Raw genomic sequence first — 14,831 nt, forward strand, 5'->3', positions numbered from 1 at the left:
GATCAATAGGTAGTGAACATCCGCTGGATGTCCTTGGTGCTGGTGGTCTTCGTCAGCGCCAGCATCAGGAGGATGCGTGCCTTTTGCGGATTCAGGGTATCCGACACCACGAAGTCCAGCTCGTCATCGTTGGCTTCGCCGTTGCGGGCCACGATGCCCTGGCCGACGCGGCTCGAGCGGACGATGACCACGCCGTTCTTGCGCGCGCTCGACAGGGCAGGGCGCACCTTGGTCGGCAGGCTGCCGTCGCCGACGCCGGCATGCACCAGGCCCTTGGCACCGGCCGCCACCAGCGCGTTGATCGCGGTCGGGCCGACGTTGGCGTAGCTGTAGGCGATGTCCACCTGCGGCAGCGAGGTCAGGTTCGACACGTCGAACTCGGTATCCGCGGTGTGCTTGCGGGTCGAGGCGCGGTAGAAGTGCGGCTGGTTGCCGACCACGTAGCCGAGCATGCCCAGTTCCGGCGATTTGAAGGTGTCGGTGGTGACCGTGTTGGTCTTGGTGACTTCGCGCGCGGCGTTGATCTGGTCGTTCAGCACCACCAGCACGCCCTTGCCGACCGCTTCCTGGCTGCCGGCGGTGAGCACCGCGTTGTACAGGTTGATCGGACCGTCGGCCGAGATCGCGGTCGACGGCCGCATGGCGCCGACCACCACCACCGGCTTCCTGCTCTTGACGACCAGGTTCAGGAAGTAGGCGGTTTCCTCGATGGTATCGGTGCCGTGGGTGATCACGATGCCGTCGACGTCCGGCTTGGCCAGCAGCGCGTTGACGCGCTTGGCCAGCGTCAGCCACTGCTCGTTGCCCATGTTTTCGCTGGCGATCTGGAACACCTGCTCGCCGCTGACCTGGGCCACCTTCTGCAGCTCGGGCACGGCCTTGATCAGGGCATCGACGCCGACCGTGGCGGCGGTGTAGCCGACCGTGGTGGTGCTGGTGGCGCCGGTGCCGGCGATGGTGCCGCCGGTGGCGAGGATGACCACGCGCGGCAGCCTGGCGGCGGTGGTCTGGGCCTGGGCGGCGAGGGCGAACAGGCAGAGGAAGAGCGCGAACAGGGTGCGCGCGGGATTCCGGATCATGAGTATCTCCTTGGACTGATAACTAAATATATCGTCGCCCCTGCCTGCGCAGGGGCCCAAGTTCGTGGCGGGTCGTAAAACTTGGACCCCTGCCTGCGCAGGGGCGACGTTCGGATGCTGCGTTCATAAAAAAAGGCTTTCCACTTCGGGAAAGCCTTGTCTGGTTCAGTGCCGGATCAGCGCAGCGTCGCCGTCGACATATCCTTCTCTTCGGCGACCGGCTGGCCCAGTTCGCCCTCCCACTTCGCCACCACCGCGGTGGCGATGCCGTTGCCGATCACGTTGGTGGCCGAGCGGCCCATGTCCAGGAAGTGGTCGATGCCGAGCAGCAGCAGCAGGCCGGCTTCCGGGATGTGGAACTGGTTCAGGGTGGCGGCGATGACGACCAGCGAGGCGCGCGGCACGCCGGCGATGCCCTTCGAGGTCAGCATCAGCACCAGCATCATGGTCAGCTGGGTCGACAGCGGCAGTTCGATGCCGTAGGCCTGGGCGATGAAGATGGTCGCGAAGGTGCAGTACAACATCGAGCCGTCCAGGTTGAACGAGTAACCGATCGGCAGCACGAAGGCGGCCAGGCGGTTCTTCACGCCGAAGCGCTCGAGGCCTTCCAGGGTTTTCGGGAAGGCGGCTTCCGACGAGGCGCAGGTGAATGCCAGGATGGTCGGTTCGCGCAGCAGGCCAAGCAGCTTGAGGATGCGCGGGCCCACGAACAGGATGCCGATCAGGATCAGCACGATCCACAGCAGCACCATGCTGAGGTAGAACTCGCCCATGAACAGGCCATAGGTGGCCAGCACGCCGACGCCGCTCTTGGCGATGGTGCTGGCGACCGCTGCGAACACCGCGAAGGGTGCGAAGTTCATCACGTAGCCGGTCACCTTCAGCATCACGTGGGCGACGCCGTCGATGGCGTCGATCAGCGGGGTGGCGCGGGCGCCGACGGCGGCGGCACCGGTGCCGAAGAAGATCGAGAAGATCACGATCTGCAGGATTTCGTTCTTGGCCATGCCGTCGACGATCGAGGCCGGCACCAGGTGGGTGACGAAATCGTTCAGGGTGAAGCCGGCAGTGGTGATGCCGGAAGAGGCGGTGGCCGCCGGCAGGTGTCCGGACAGCGCCATCGCGTCGCCCGGACGGAAGATGTTAACCAGGATCAGGCCCAGGGTCAGCGACAGCAGCGAAGCGATGATGAACCAGCCGAGCGCCTTGACCCCGATGCGGCCGACTTCCTTGGCGTCGCCCATCTTGGCGATGCCGACCACCAGCGTGGCAAACACCAGCGGCGCGATGATCATTTTAATCAGGCGCAGGAATAGCGTGGTCACCAGCGACATCTTGTCGGCGAAGCCGGCCGGATCGGCCATGTTCGTGTTCGCGACGTAGCCGACGACGATGCCCAGCACCAGGCCTACGAGGATGTAGGTGGTGAGGCGGTTTCGATTGGTCATATTGCTTCCTCTGGTGATGGCGGCGCAGTAGGGCAGGGGTTCAGGAGAAGATCGTCCGTCCTGTTCCTCCCAAGTTTCAGGCAAAATCCGGGACAGAATGCGGGTGGTTCCGAGCGGTGCCGTTAAGCTGATGATATTGACAAGTTCCGCAGTATCCTAGGCGTTGATGGTGCTGTCAAGCACGCGCAAGTCTTTGTAAATGCACGACAATGCAAGGAAAGCAGATGATCGAAATCGATGGGGTCAGCAAATGGTACGGCGCCTTCCGGGTGCTCGATGGGTGCAGCACCCGGGTGGCGCGCGGCGACGTCGTGGTGGTGTGCGGCCCGTCCGGTTCCGGCAAGTCGACCCTGATCAAGACCGTCAACGGCCTCGAGTCCTTCCAGCAGGGCAGCATCCGCGTCGACGGCATCGAGGTCGGCGACCCGCGCACCGACCTGCCGGCGCTGCGCGCGCGCATCGGCATGGTGTTCCAGAATTTCGAACTGTTCCCGCACCTGTCGGTCCGCGACAACCTGACCCTCGCGCCGATGAAAGTGCTGAAACGCTCGCGCGACGAGGCCACCGCCAACGCCCTGCAATACCTGGAGCGGGTCGGCCTGCTGGCGCACCAGGACAAGTTCCCGGCCCAGCTCTCGGGCGGCCAGCAGCAGCGGGTGGCGATCGCGCGGGCGCTGGCGATGGATCCGGTGGCCATGCTGTTCGACGAACCGACGTCCGCGCTCGACCCGGAGATGGTGGGCGAGGTGCTGGACGTGATGGTCGGCCTGGCGCGCGACGGCATGACCATGATGGTGGTCACCCACGAAATGGGCTTTGCGCGCAAGGTGGCCGACCGCGTGCTGTTCATGGATGGCGGCCGCATCGTCGAGGACAGCGCCAAGGAAGCGTTTTTCGAGGCTCCGAAGTCGGAGCGGGCGCGCGAGTTCCTGTCGCGGATCATCCATTAATAATAGGGACCGCCAACCCCGGTAGGGTGGGCACCCGGTGCCCACGCAAACGTTCGCACGATGTTGGCGCCTGCGACACAGGCCGATACGATGCATGCATGCGTCGCGCGTGGGCACGGGGTGCCCATCCTACGCCAGCGCTTCCAGCTGCGCCAGCAGCGCGGCCGGCACGGCGATGCCCTCGACGCCGGCGCGATCCGCCAGCGCCTCGCGCCGCGACCCCGGCAGGCGCACGTCCTCGTCCACCAGCATCGCCTCCACCAGCGTCTCGATCCGGGCGTGGAACACCTCGCCGCCGGCCAGCGCCGCCGGGTCGATCACCAGGAAGGCCTGGCCGATGCGCGGCCGGTTGCCTTCGGCCGGGAAGAAGGAATCGGCCTCGAAGCCGAACGAGGCCCCGGTCAGCGCGCAGCACAGCAGCTCGACCACCAGCGCCAGCATCGCGCCCTTGACGCCGCCGGCCGGCAGCATCATCCCCTCCATGCCTTCGGCCGGATCGGTGGTCGGGTTGCCGTCCTTGTCCAGCGCCCAGCCTTCGGGAATGCTGCGGCCCTCCTGCTTGGCCACCATCAGCTTGCCGCGCGCGACCTTCGACAGCGACAGGTCGATCACCAGGGGAGATGCGTCACGGCGCGGGAACACGGCGGCGATCGGGTTGGTGCCGAACAGCGGCCGCTTGCCGCCCCAGGCCGGCATCGCGCCGGGCGAATTCGAAAATGCCAGGCCGACCATGCCGGCGGCGGCCACCGGTGCCAGCTGCAGGGCGGCGGCGCCGGAGTGGTGGCTGTTGGTGACGCCGGCAAAGGCGGCGCCGCATGCGCGCGCCGAGCGGATCGCTTCCTGCACTGCCAGTTCGCAGGCCGGAAAGGCAAAGCCGTCGGCGGCATCCACCAGCAGGGCGGCGGGGCGGGTCTGCTGCACGCGTGGCACGGCCTGGCCGTCGACCCGGCCGCTGGCCAGGTGCGAGCAGTATTGCGGCACGCGCGACAGGCCGTGCGAGCTGAGGTTCTGGGCTTCGGCCGCGACCAGCGCACGCGCGGTGGATTCGGCCATGGCGCGCCCGGCGCCGGCGCGCACCAGGGCGTCGGTGGCGAGGGTGGTCAATTCGGTAATGCTGCGTGTCGGCATGAAAAATCCTGTCTCGGTGGCGAGCCGGCATTAGATCACGAGTGCGCCATGAGGTGTGCTCCGGGCGATGTCCACGGGGTAGAATATCGCCGTCCGCAATCCGAGAACCGCCATGTCCATCATCGAATCCCCCGACACCCGCATCGATACCCTTACTATCACCCGCCCCGACGACTGGCACCTGCACCTGCGCGACGGCGCCACGCTGGCCGATGTCCTGCCGCACACCGCCCGCCAGTTCGCGCGCGCGATCGTGATGCCGAACCTGAAACCGCCGGTCACCACCGCCGCCGCCGCTGCCGACTACCGCCAGCGCATCCTGGCCGCCCTGCCGCAGGGCATGAGCTTCGAGCCGCTGATGACGCTGTACCTGACCGACAACACCGATCCGGACGAAATCCGCCGCGCGGTCGACACCGGCTTCATCCACGCCGTCAAGCTGTACCCGGCCGGCGCCACCACCAATTCGGCGGCCGGCGTGACCGACCTGCGCAAGTGCTACAAGACGCTGGAAGTGATGCAGGAACTCGACATGCCGCTGCTGGTGCACGGCGAAGTCACGGATAATGAGATCGACCTGTTCGACCGCGAAGCCGTGTTCATCGAGCGCGTGATGCGTCCGCTGCGCCGCGATTTCCCGGAACTCAAGATCGTGTTCGAGCACATCACCACGCGCGACGCCGCCCAGTACGTGGCCGAAGCCGAAGGTCCGATCGCCGCTACCATCACCGCGCACCACCTGCTGTACAACCGCAACGAGATCTTCCGCGGCGGCATCCGCCCGCATTACTACTGCCTGCCGGTGCTCAAGCGCGAAGAACACCGCCTGGCGCTGGTAACGGCGGCAACCAGCGGTGACGAGCGCTTCTTCCTCGGCACCGACTCGGCCCCGCACGCGCTGCATGCCAAGGAAGCCAGCTGCGGCTGCGCCGGCTGCTACACCGCGCTGCACGCGATGGAACTGTACGCCACCGCCTTCGACGAAGCCGGCGCGCTGGACAAGCTGGAAGCCTTCGCCAGCCTGAACGGCCCGAACTTCTACGACCTGCCGGTCAACCAGGGCACCATTACCCTCAAGCGCGAAAACTGGACCCTGCCGGCCACCGTGCCGATGGGCGAGCACGAGCTGGTGCCGCTGAACGCCGGCGAGCAAATCGGCTGGAAGATGGTGTAAGCCGGCGCATGGTCCCGCACATCGCGGAGATCGACTGGGCGCGCCCGTGGTATGACGCGGTGCGTCCCGCCTGGGACAGCCTGCGCGGTGACGTCGTTGCCGGCGCGGGCTTCATCGATGCGTTCAACGCCAACGCCACGCGCCTCGGGCTGCAGAACCACCGCGGGTTGCCGATCCGCTTCGTGCCGCAGGACGACCTGCCGCCCGGCACCGCCTACGAAGCCTTCATCGGCACCACGGGCGGCGTGCCGACGCGCGACAACCTGCACGATTTCTTCAATGGCCTCGTGTGGCAGACCTTCCCGCTCATCAAGCGCGAGCTGAATGCGCTGCAGGCGGCGCAGATCGCGGCCGCCGGCGTCGGCAAGTCGCGTGGCCCGGCGCGCGATGCCGCCACCCTGTTCGACGAGAACGCCGCGCTGCTGGTGGTGCGCGACAACGACGGCGGCCGGGCGCTGGCCGAAGGCTTGCGCACGCACCGCTGGCACGAGGTCCTGCACGCCGGGCGCGTGCGCTTCCTCGCCGATGCCCAGGTCTGGCTGTTCGGCCACGCGCTGATGGAAAAGCTGGTCGCGCCGCGCAAGGCGATCACCGCCCACACGCGCGTGCTATTCGCGGGCGACGCCTGGTTCGCCCTGGGATGGCAGGAACGGCGCGACTGGATCGACCAGACCCTGGCCGGCAGCCTGGCGGCCGAGGGCTTGACGACCGCCGCCTTCACGCCGCTGCAGGTGCTGGGCGTGCCCGGCTGGTGGCCGGAACAGGATGCAGCGTTTTATCTCGACGAGACCGTATTCAGACCCAAGAAGGAGAAAAAATGACCGCAAGCGTACGATGGGGCATTCTCGGCACCGGCCGGATCGCCAAGGCCTTTGCCAATGCGTTGAAGGATACGCCGGATGCGGTGCTGGCCGGCGTCGGCTCGCGCACGCAGGAGAGCGCGCAGGCGTTCACCCAGGAGTTCGGTGGCACGGCTTACGGCTCCTATGAAGCACTGGCGCAGGCGGCCGACATCGACCTGATCTACGTCGGCACGCCGCACCCGATGCACTTCGAGAACGTGCGCATGGCGCTGGAAGCGGGCAAGGGCGTGCTGTGCGAAAAGGCGTTCACTGTCAACCGCGCCGAGGCGGAGCAGCTGGTGGCGCTGGCGCGTGCCAAAAACCTGTTCCTGATGGAAGCGATGTGGTCGCGCTACCTGCCGGGCCTGGCCGAGGTGCGCCGCATCGTGGAATCCGGCGAGATCGGCAAGGCGGTGCAGGTGATCGCCGACCTCGGCTTTGTCGCGCAGGCCGGTCCCGAGCACCGCCTGTTCAATCCGGCACTGGGCGGCGGCGCGCTGCTCGACATCGGCATCTACCCGCTGTCGATCGCGGTGGCACTGCTGGGACCGGTCGAATCGGTGGTGGCGCAGGCCGACATCGGCGCCACCGGCGTCGACGAGCAGACCAGCTTCGTGCTGAAGCACCGGGGCGGCGGCATGTCCAGCTGCAGCTGCTCGCTGCGCGCACACCTGCCGAGCGAACTGACGATCGCCGGCGACCTGGGCCGCGTACGCATGAACACCAAGTTCCACCACGCCCAGACCGTGACCGTGACGCGCCTGGATGGCGTCGCCCGCACCGTGGCCACGCCCTACCTGGGCAACGGCTATGTGCACGAAGCGATCGAGGCCCAGCGCTGCTGGCAGGCCGGCCTGATCGAAAGCCCGGGTATGACCCACGACGACACCCTGGCCCTGATGGGCGTGATGGACGAGATCCGCCGCCAGATCGGGCTGAAGTATGCAGCCGACGCGCTGTTCAACCAATAAAGGAAGACCATGAAAAAGAACCCCTGCGCCAACTGCCGCGTGCGGCGCCTGAGCCCGCGCCAGCGCAAGAAGCAGCGCGTCGCCGAATTCCAGGAACTGAGCTTCGAAGTCGACCTGGTGTTCGCCAGCCCGATGGACGGCGAACCCTATGATGATTTCCTGAGCGCATTCTCGAATTTCCTGGACACGCACGGCCTGCTGGCAGGCGGCTTCGGCGGGCGCATGCCGCTGCTGGAAACCGGCGGCATCGTGGCCCGGGCCGAGCGTGGCTCGGCCGGCGAAGCGGATATCGAGACCGTGGTGACGTGGCTGCGTGCCCGCCCGGAAGTCAAGGATGCCAAGGCCAGCCACCTGTTCGACGCCTGGTACGGCTACGAGCCGAAGGCAGCGTAGATCGCGGCAGATGTAAGCACCTGTCAGCGCCGTAAGCGTTTGTAAGCGCGGTCAACAGGGGCGGCCGGGACTGCGTTGTAGGGCCATGTGACACGTTCATGTGCACCAACCGTATTTCACCCAAGGACGCACCATCATGAAAAAAATCGCCGCTACCCTGATCGCCGGTCTGTTCGCTACCGCCGCCTTTGCCCAGACTACCACCGCCCCGACCACCGCATCGGCAGCGCCGACCGCCATGCCGGCGGCCGGCCAGGACAAGCAGGACGGCGGTTCGGATGCCAAGGACAGTCCGGTCGCCCACAAAGCGACCACCAAGCACACTGCCAAGAAGCACGCCGCGACCAAGTCCAAGGCGAAAATGCCGTCTGACGCGCAGGGCACGACTGCCGGTTCGGCCAGCAATGGTGCGGTCGAGGCCGGCAGCGCTGCCCCGGCCAGCAAGTAATACCTCACGCTCCACGACAAGCCCGCGCCGGTTCGCCGCGCGGGCTTTTTTTATTAGGCCTGTGGTCGTCCTGCGGTCGCCGGTGATACGATGAAGCTGCCTGGTACCCCAACGCCATGAGGAGTCGCATCATGAAACCAAACATCGTGACCATCGTGACCATGCTCGCCGGCCTGTGCGCCGGCAGCGCCTTTGCCCAGGCCACGCCGCCCGCAGCCGCCCCGGCGACGGCGGCGCCGCAATCGGCCGTGCCGCCCGAAGTCGCGAAGGCGCAGGCTGCGCACGAGAAGAATGCCGCCAAGGCCGCTGCCAAGGGCGAAAAGAAAGCGGCGCCCAAGAAGGCCAGGAAAGCTGCACCGGCCAAGCCGAAGGACAAGGACAAGATGCCGGTCGATGAGCACAACACGACGGCCAGCACGGCGGCGGCGCCTGCAGGCGCTGTCGCCATTTGACCACGCATGCATACGCGGTTTGCTTTGACGGCGCGCGTGGCCGGCACGATACTTTGACGGTCACCGTGACTCATCAGGGAAAACCCATGCTCCGCCGCGCCGCCATGTCCACCGCCTGCCTGCTGGCCGGCGCCCTTGTCGCTGCCCCCAGCTTCGCCGACCCGGTGCCGGTCCCCGCCGACAAGGCGGCCTACGTCGGCGACTGGCGCGGCCAGGACATGCGCATCCATCTCAAGCCGGATGGCCACGTCGAATACGCGCGCAAGCAGCCGGGCAAGAACCTGAACCTGAACGTCGACCTGCAAGGTTTCAACGGCGACAACTTCGACGTCGGTTTCAGCCTGGTGCGCTCCACCTTCGTGGTCAGCAAGCCGCCGCACCGCGAAGGCGGCAAGTGGAAGATGACGGTGGATGGGGTGGAGCTGACCAAGGTCGAATGAGGCGTATACGGCTGAGTTGTAAGCATCTGTCAGCGCGGTAAGCGTTTGTAAAGGCCGTCAACAGGGCGATGAGGTGCCAAGTTTTATGGACAGGCGACACGATGAACGTGCGCTGCAACCGAAAACGAAACTAAGGACCATTCATCATGAAAAAGACCATCGCTACCCTGATCGCCGGCCTGTTCGCAACCGCAGCATTCGCCCAGACCCCGGCACCGGCGACCACCCCGGCTGCCACCACCGTGGCGGCCGCCAAGGCGGAAGCCAAGCACGAAAAGCAGGCCGCGAAGGCTGAAGTGAAAGAGACCAAGGCTGCGGCCAAGGCCGACGTGAAGGAAGCCAAGCAGACCGCCAAGACCGAAGTGAAGGAAGCCAAGGCGGATGCGAAAGAGACCAAGGCCGAAGCCAAGGCCGAGGTGAAGGAAGCCAAGGCCGAGCACAAGGCGGCGAAGGCCCATCACAAGGCAGCGGCGCACACCACGGTGGCTGCTGCGACGCCTGCCAAGTAACCAGTAGCGTTAGCACGTCGCCCCTGCGAAGGCAGGGGTCCAAGTTCTGCGCTAACGAAGCGCCTACAACCTTGGGCCCCTGCCTTCGCAGGGGCGATGTATACGCGCCAGTGTTATTTGAGGCCACGCCTCAAACCTTCAGAAACTCCTCACGCCCCCCAAGCCACCTTTGCAGGTGCGCATCCACGATCGCCTCCGCCTCCGGCGTCCCCGCATCCAGCAGCCACTGCGCCACGTCGCGCGCCTGTTCCACGATCCACTGGTCGGTCTCCAGGTTGGCAAAGCGCAGCATCGCTTCGCCCGACTGGCGCGCGCCCAGGAATTCGCCGGGGCCGCGGATTTCCAGGTCGCGCCGCGCGATCTCGAAGCCGTCGGTGGTCTCGCGCATCGTCATCAGGCGCTGCTTGGCCACGTGGCCGAGCGGGCTTTGGTACAGCAGCAAACACACGCTGGCCGCCGAGCCGCGCCCGACGCGACCGCGCAACTGGTGCAGCTGCGACAGGCCGAAGCGCTCGGCGTGCTCGATCACCATCAATGACGCGTTGGGCACGTCGACGCCGACCTCGATCACGGTGGTCGCCACCAGCACGTGCACGTGGCCGGCGGAGAAGGCATCCATGATCACCTGCTTTTCGGCCGGCTTCATGCGCCCGTGCACCAGGCCGACCACGAGGTCGGGCAGGGAAGCGGCCAGGGTCTCGAAGGTGTCGGTGGCGGTCTGCAGCTGCAGCGCTTCCGATTCCTCGATCAATGGACAGACCCAGTACGCCTGGCGGCCCTCGAGCGCGGCCGCATGCACGCGTTCGATCACTTCGTCGCGCCGGTTCTGGTCGATTGCGCGCGTGACGATCGGCGTGCGGCCCGGCGGCAGTTCGTCGATGACCGATACTTCGAGGTCGGCGTAATAGGTCATCGCCAACGTGCGCGGGATCGGCGTGGCCGACATCATCAACTGGTGCGGCACCAGGCCGTCGCTGCCTTTATTGCGCAAGGTCAGGCGCTGGCCGACGCCGAAGCGGTGCTGCTCGTCGACCAGCACCAGGCCCAGCTTCGCGAACTGCACCGAGTCCTGGATCAATGCGTGGGTGCCGATCACCAGGTTGGCCGCGCCGGTTTCGGCCATCTCGTTGGCCGCCTGCTTTTCCTTTTTCTTCAGGCTGCCGGTCAGCCAGGCGACTTTGACGCCCAGCGGTTCCATCCAGGCGGCGATCTTGCGGAAGTGCTGTTCGGCCAGGATCTCGGTCGGCGCCATCAGCGCGGCCTGGTAGCCACTGTCGATGGCCTGGGCCGCCGCCAGCGCGGCGACCACGGTCTTGCCGCTGCCGACGTCGCCCTGCAGCAGGCGCTGCATCGGGTAACCTTCGCGCAGGTCGACACTGATTTCCTTGACCACGCGCGCCTGGGCATCCGTCAGCTTGAACGGCAGCGTTTCCAGGAAAGCGGTCGAGAGCGCACCCACCGTGCGCAGGTGCGGCGCGCCCTTTTCCCGGCGGGCCTGCTGTGCGCGCTTCAGCGACAGCTGCTGGGCCAGCAGCTCGTCGAATTTCACGCGGGTCCAGGCCGGGTGGCTGCGCTCGATCAGCGCATGGGTGTCGACGTCGGCCGGCGGGTAGTGCAGCAGGCGCACCGCCGGCTGGAACTCGGCCAGGTTGAGGCGCGTGCGCACCGACGGCGGCACCGTGTCCTGCCATTCGACCCGCTTCATCGCATCGTTGATCGCGCGCCGCAGAATGGTCTGCGACAGGCCTTCGCCGGCCGGGTACACCGGCGTCAGCGAGGTCGGCAGCGGCGCGCCTTCGTTGACGATTTTATACACCGGGTGCACCATCTCGGCACCGAAGAAGCCGTGGCGCACTTCGGCGCGGGCGCGCACGCGCGTGCCTTCGGCCAGCTGCTTGACCTGGCTGCCGTAGAAATTCATGAAGCGCAGCTGGATGTCCGATGTCTCGTCGGCGATCGATACCAGCAGCTGCTTCCTCGGCTTGTAGCTGATTTCATTCTTGATCACGACACCTTCGACCTGCGACACGTGGCCGCCGCGCAGGCAGGCTTCGCGGATCGGGACGATCTCGGTCTCGTCTTCGTAGCGCATCGGCAGGTGCAGAACCAGGTCCATGTCGGTGCGCAGGCCGAGCTTGGCGAGCTTGGCTTCGATGTTTTTCGCTGCCGGTGTCGGTGCGGCTTTGGCTTTGGTGGCGGGCATAAAAGGCTTGTTGATGCATGTCGGCGGCCCTCCCGCCGGAAATCAGGGGTAAAATAGAAGGTTCGCCGTACACGCTTGAGCCTCTATTGTAAAGGGGGCAGCGATGATTCCAAAGAAGAGCAGAATGTATTCCCTTTCCGATTTCGATTTTGACCTGCCGCCCGAGCGCATCGCCCAGGTGCCGCTGCCGGACCGCAGCGCGTCGCGCCTGCTGCAGCTGGACGGCGACCGCATCACGGACCGCCATTTTTCCGACATCGTCGACCAGTTGCAGGCCGGCGACGTGCTGGTGATGAACAATACCCGCGTGCTGAAGGCCCGCTTCTTCGGCCAGAAGGACACCGGCGGCCAGGTCGAGGTGCTGGTCGAGCGCGTGCTCGATCCGCGCACGGTGCTGGCGCAGGTGCGGGCTTCCAAGTCGCCCAAGCCGGGCACCCGAATCCGCCTGGCCGACGCCTTCGAGGTCGGCGTCGGCGAACGCGAAGGCGAATTTTTCACGTTGCACATTCCGGAGGAGGAGCGTGGCGACGTGTTCGAGCTGATCGAGGCCCACGGCCGCCTGCCGCTGCCGCCCTACATCGAGCACGATGCCGACGATTTCGACGAGCAGCGCTACCAGACCGTGTATTCCAAGGAGCCGGGCGCGGTTGCCGCGCCGACCGCCGGCCTGCACTTCGACCAGCCGCTGCTGGACCGCGTGGCCGCCAAGGGCGTCACCATCGCCTACGTGACGCTGCACGTGGGCGCCGGCACCTTCCAGCCGGTGCGGGTCGAGAACCTGGCCGAGCACAACATGCACAGCGAGTGGTACACGATTCCGCAAGAGACCGTGGAACTGGTCGCCGCCGCCCAGGCCGCGGGCCGCGACGTGGTCGCGGTCGGCACGACCTCGCTGCGCGCGCTGGAGTCGGCGTCGCAGAGCGGCGCCCTGCAGGCCGGCAGCGGCGACACCCGCCTGTTCATCACCCCGGGCTACCTGTTCAAGACGGTGACCCGCCTGATCACGAATTTCCACCTGCCCAAGTCGACGCTGATGATGCTGGTCTCGGCCTTTGCCGGCTACGACGCCATCCGCAGCGCCTACGCGCACGCGATCGCCAGCGAATACCGCTTCTTCAGCTATGGCGACGCTATGCTGTTGACCACGCAGGCACGCGCAACCAACACTATTTAATTACATGCTGGAATTTACCCTCCTCAAGAAAGACACGAGCGGCCTGTCGCACGCCCGCCGCGGCCGTTTAAAACTGAACCACGGTACCATCGAGACCCCGATCTTCATGCCGGTCGGCACCTACGGCTCGGTCAAGGCGATGGACCCGAACGAACTGAAAGAAGTCGGCTCGCAGATCATCCTCGGCAATACCTTCCACCTGTGGCTGCGCCCGGGCACCCAGGTGCTGGATAAATTCGGCGGCCTGCACGGTTTCATGGGCTGGGACAAGCCGATCCTGACCGACTCCGGCGGCTTCCAGGTATTCTCGCTGGGCGCGATGCGCAAGATCACGGAAGAAGGCGTCAAGTTCGCTTCGCCGATCGACGGTTCGCGCCAGTTCCTGTCGCCGGAAATCTCGATGCAGATCCAGCGCTCGCTGAATTCCGACATCGTGATGCAGTTCGACGAATGCACCCCGTATGAAATCGACGGCCGTCCGGCCACCAGCGAGGAAGCCGCCAAGTCGATGCGCATGTCGCTGCGCTGGGCCCAGCGTTCGATGAACGAGTTCAAGGCCGGCGAGAATCCGAACGCGCTGTTCGGCATCGTCCAGGGCGGCATGTACGAGCGCCTGCGCGACGAATCGCTGGCCGGCCTGGAAGACATCAACTTCCCGGGCCTGGCGATCGGCGGCCTGTCGGTCGGCGAGCCGAAGGAAGACATGATGCGCATCCTCGAGCACGTCGGGCCGCGCCTGCCCGAGAACAAGCCGCACTACCTGATGGGCGTCGGCACGCCGGAAGACCTGGTGGCCGGCGTGGCCAACGGCGTCGACATGTTCGACTGCGTGATGCCGACCCGCAACGCGCGCAACGGCTGGCTGTTTACCCGCTTCGGCGACCTCAAGATCAAGAATGCGCGCTACAAGGACGACCAGGCGCCGCTGGACGAATCCTGCACTTGCTACTGCTGCAAAAACTTTTCGCGAGCGTACTTGCACCACCTGCACCGCTCGAAGGAAATCTTGGGGGCGCGCCTGAATACCATCCACAACCTGCACTATTACTTGAACCTGATGCAGGAAATCCGCGACGCGATTGATGCGGATCGCTTCCATGAATTCCGCTTGCAGTTCAATGCGGATCGGGCCCGTGGCGTTTAAATTTTTGCAATCTCTTGCAATCAGGCATGTCATTACTACATGATGGTAATGGCCCGCGCCGAACCACGGGTGCTAGAATACAGCGCTTAATTTTTACCTTTTATACTTAGAATCGGAGTCTTTGTGTTCATTTCCAACGCTTACGCGCAAACCGCTGGTGCCGCCGCCGATCCGGGCATCATGGGCACTCTGGGCATGTACGGCCCGTTCGTCATCCTGTTCGTGCTCATGTATTTCCTGATGATCCGCCCGCAACAGAAGCGCCAGAAAGAACTGCGCACGATGATGGATGCGTTGGCCAAGAACGACGAAGTCATCACCGTCGGTGGCGTCCTCGGCCGCGTGACCAAGGTCAGCGAAGGCTATGTGACCATCGAAGTCGCTGCCGGCACCGAAATGGTGGTGCAGAAGAGCGCCGTCACCGCGCTGCTGCCGAAGGGCACCCTGAAGTCGCTGTAACAGCCGGCCGCGCCGGT

General features: G+C 65.7%; 16 protein-coding genes. 12 read left to right on the top strand and 4 right to left on the bottom strand.

The features are described 5' to 3' along the window. Nucleotides 1-2: 2 nt before the first annotated feature. Together U1H99_RS00155 and U1H99_RS00160 are read right to left on the bottom strand one after the other, a co-directional pair. Nucleotides 3-1,079 (bottom strand): type II asparaginase, encoded by a 1,077-nt coding sequence (locus U1H99_RS00155; RefSeq protein WP_323139770.1) that lies wholly within the window; start codon nt 1,077-1,079, stop codon nt 3-5. Nucleotides 1,080-1,255: 176 nt separating this feature from the next. Beyond that, entirely contained in the window at nt 1,256-2,527 is a 1,272-nt protein-coding gene (locus U1H99_RS00160; RefSeq protein WP_323139771.1) for a dicarboxylate/amino acid:cation symporter, read from the bottom strand. Between the two features lie 224 nt (nt 2,528-2,751). Here U1H99_RS00160 and U1H99_RS00165 point away from each other — a divergent pair, with 224 nt between their 5' ends. Then, a complete protein-coding gene (locus tag U1H99_RS00165) occupies nt 2,752-3,477 on the top strand; it encodes an amino acid ABC transporter ATP-binding protein (protein WP_323139772.1) in 726 nt (241 codons plus the stop codon). A gap of 129 nt (nt 3,478-3,606) precedes the next feature. Here U1H99_RS00165 and U1H99_RS00170 read toward each other — a convergent pair whose 3' ends face one another. Beyond that, nucleotides 3,607-4,605, bottom strand: a complete 999-nt coding sequence (locus U1H99_RS00170; RefSeq protein ID WP_323139773.1) for an Ldh family oxidoreductase — start codon at nt 4,603-4,605, stop codon at nt 3,607-3,609. A 112-nt stretch (nt 4,606-4,717) separates the two neighbouring features. On the opposite strand from U1H99_RS00170, the gene pyrC reads away from it, so the two are divergent. The 8 genes from pyrC (at nt 4,718) to U1H99_RS00210 (ending at nt 9,834) form a co-directional block, all read left to right on the top strand. After that, nucleotides 4,718-5,779: a dihydroorotase gene (gene pyrC / locus U1H99_RS00175; RefSeq protein WP_323139774.1), complete on the top strand. Its 1,062-nt coding sequence runs from the start codon at nt 4,718-4,720 to the stop codon at nt 5,777-5,779. 8 nt (nt 5,780-5,787) lie between these two features. Continuing rightward, nucleotides 5,788-6,600 (top strand): DUF3025 domain-containing protein, encoded by an 813-nt coding sequence (locus U1H99_RS00180; protein ID WP_323139775.1) that lies wholly within the window; start codon nt 5,788-5,790, stop codon nt 6,598-6,600. Then, on the top strand, nt 6,597-7,592 hold the full coding sequence (locus U1H99_RS00185) for a Gfo/Idh/MocA family protein (RefSeq protein WP_323139776.1): 996 nt from the start codon (nt 6,597-6,599) through the stop codon (nt 7,590-7,592). Before U1H99_RS00180 ends, U1H99_RS00185 begins: the two co-directional genes overlap by 4 nt. 9 nt (nt 7,593-7,601) lie before the next feature. Beyond that, nucleotides 7,602-7,985 carry a YggL 50S ribosome-binding family protein gene (locus tag U1H99_RS00190; protein WP_323139777.1) on the top strand — a complete coding sequence of 128 codons (384 nt, stop codon included), beginning with the start codon at nt 7,602-7,604 and terminating at the stop codon, nt 7,983-7,985. Nucleotides 7,986-8,121: 136 nt separating this feature from the next. Then, complete coding sequence (locus U1H99_RS00195) at nt 8,122-8,433, top strand: hypothetical protein (RefSeq protein ID WP_323139778.1); 312 nt, start codon at nt 8,122-8,124, stop codon at nt 8,431-8,433. A 131-nt stretch (nt 8,434-8,564) separates the two neighbouring features. Continuing rightward, nucleotides 8,565-8,885: a hypothetical protein gene (locus U1H99_RS00200; RefSeq protein WP_323139779.1), complete on the top strand. Its 321-nt coding sequence runs from the start codon at nt 8,565-8,567 to the stop codon at nt 8,883-8,885. Between the two features lie 86 nt (nt 8,886-8,971). After that, nucleotides 8,972-9,325 (top strand): hypothetical protein, encoded by a 354-nt coding sequence (locus tag U1H99_RS00205; protein WP_323139780.1) that lies wholly within the window; start codon nt 8,972-8,974, stop codon nt 9,323-9,325. A gap of 146 nt (nt 9,326-9,471) precedes the next feature. Continuing rightward, nucleotides 9,472-9,834, top strand: coding sequence for a hypothetical protein (locus tag U1H99_RS00210; RefSeq protein WP_323139781.1), 363 nt, complete (start codon nt 9,472-9,474; stop codon nt 9,832-9,834). A gap of 130 nt (nt 9,835-9,964) precedes the next feature. Here the strand turns inward: U1H99_RS00210 and recG are convergent, their stop codons facing one another. Beyond that, nucleotides 9,965-12,037 carry an ATP-dependent DNA helicase RecG gene (recG, locus tag U1H99_RS00215; RefSeq protein ID WP_323139782.1) on the bottom strand — a complete coding sequence of 691 codons (2,073 nt, stop codon included), beginning with the start codon at nt 12,035-12,037 and terminating at the stop codon, nt 9,965-9,967. Nucleotides 12,038-12,161: 124 nt separating this feature from the next. Between recG and queA the strand changes: the two genes are divergently transcribed. The 3 genes from queA (at nt 12,162) to yajC (ending at nt 14,814) form a co-directional block, all read left to right on the top strand. Beyond that, nucleotides 12,162-13,211, top strand: a complete 1,050-nt coding sequence (gene queA, locus U1H99_RS00220; protein WP_323139783.1) for a tRNA preQ1(34) S-adenosylmethionine ribosyltransferase-isomerase QueA — start codon at nt 12,162-12,164, stop codon at nt 13,209-13,211. 4 nt (nt 13,212-13,215) lie between these two features. Next, on the top strand, nt 13,216-14,355 hold the full coding sequence (gene tgt, locus U1H99_RS00225) for a tRNA guanosine(34) transglycosylase Tgt (RefSeq protein WP_323139784.1): 1,140 nt from the start codon (nt 13,216-13,218) through the stop codon (nt 14,353-14,355). A 123-nt stretch (nt 14,356-14,478) separates the two neighbouring features. After that, nucleotides 14,479-14,814: a preprotein translocase subunit YajC gene (gene yajC / locus U1H99_RS00230; RefSeq protein WP_323139785.1), complete on the top strand. Its 336-nt coding sequence runs from the start codon at nt 14,479-14,481 to the stop codon at nt 14,812-14,814. Nucleotides 14,815-14,831: the final 17 nt, after the last annotated feature.

It is taken from the genome of Massilia phyllosphaerae (assembly GCF_034659755.1).
GTDB lineage: Bacteria > Pseudomonadota > Gammaproteobacteria > Burkholderiales > Burkholderiaceae_D > Telluria > Telluria phyllosphaerae.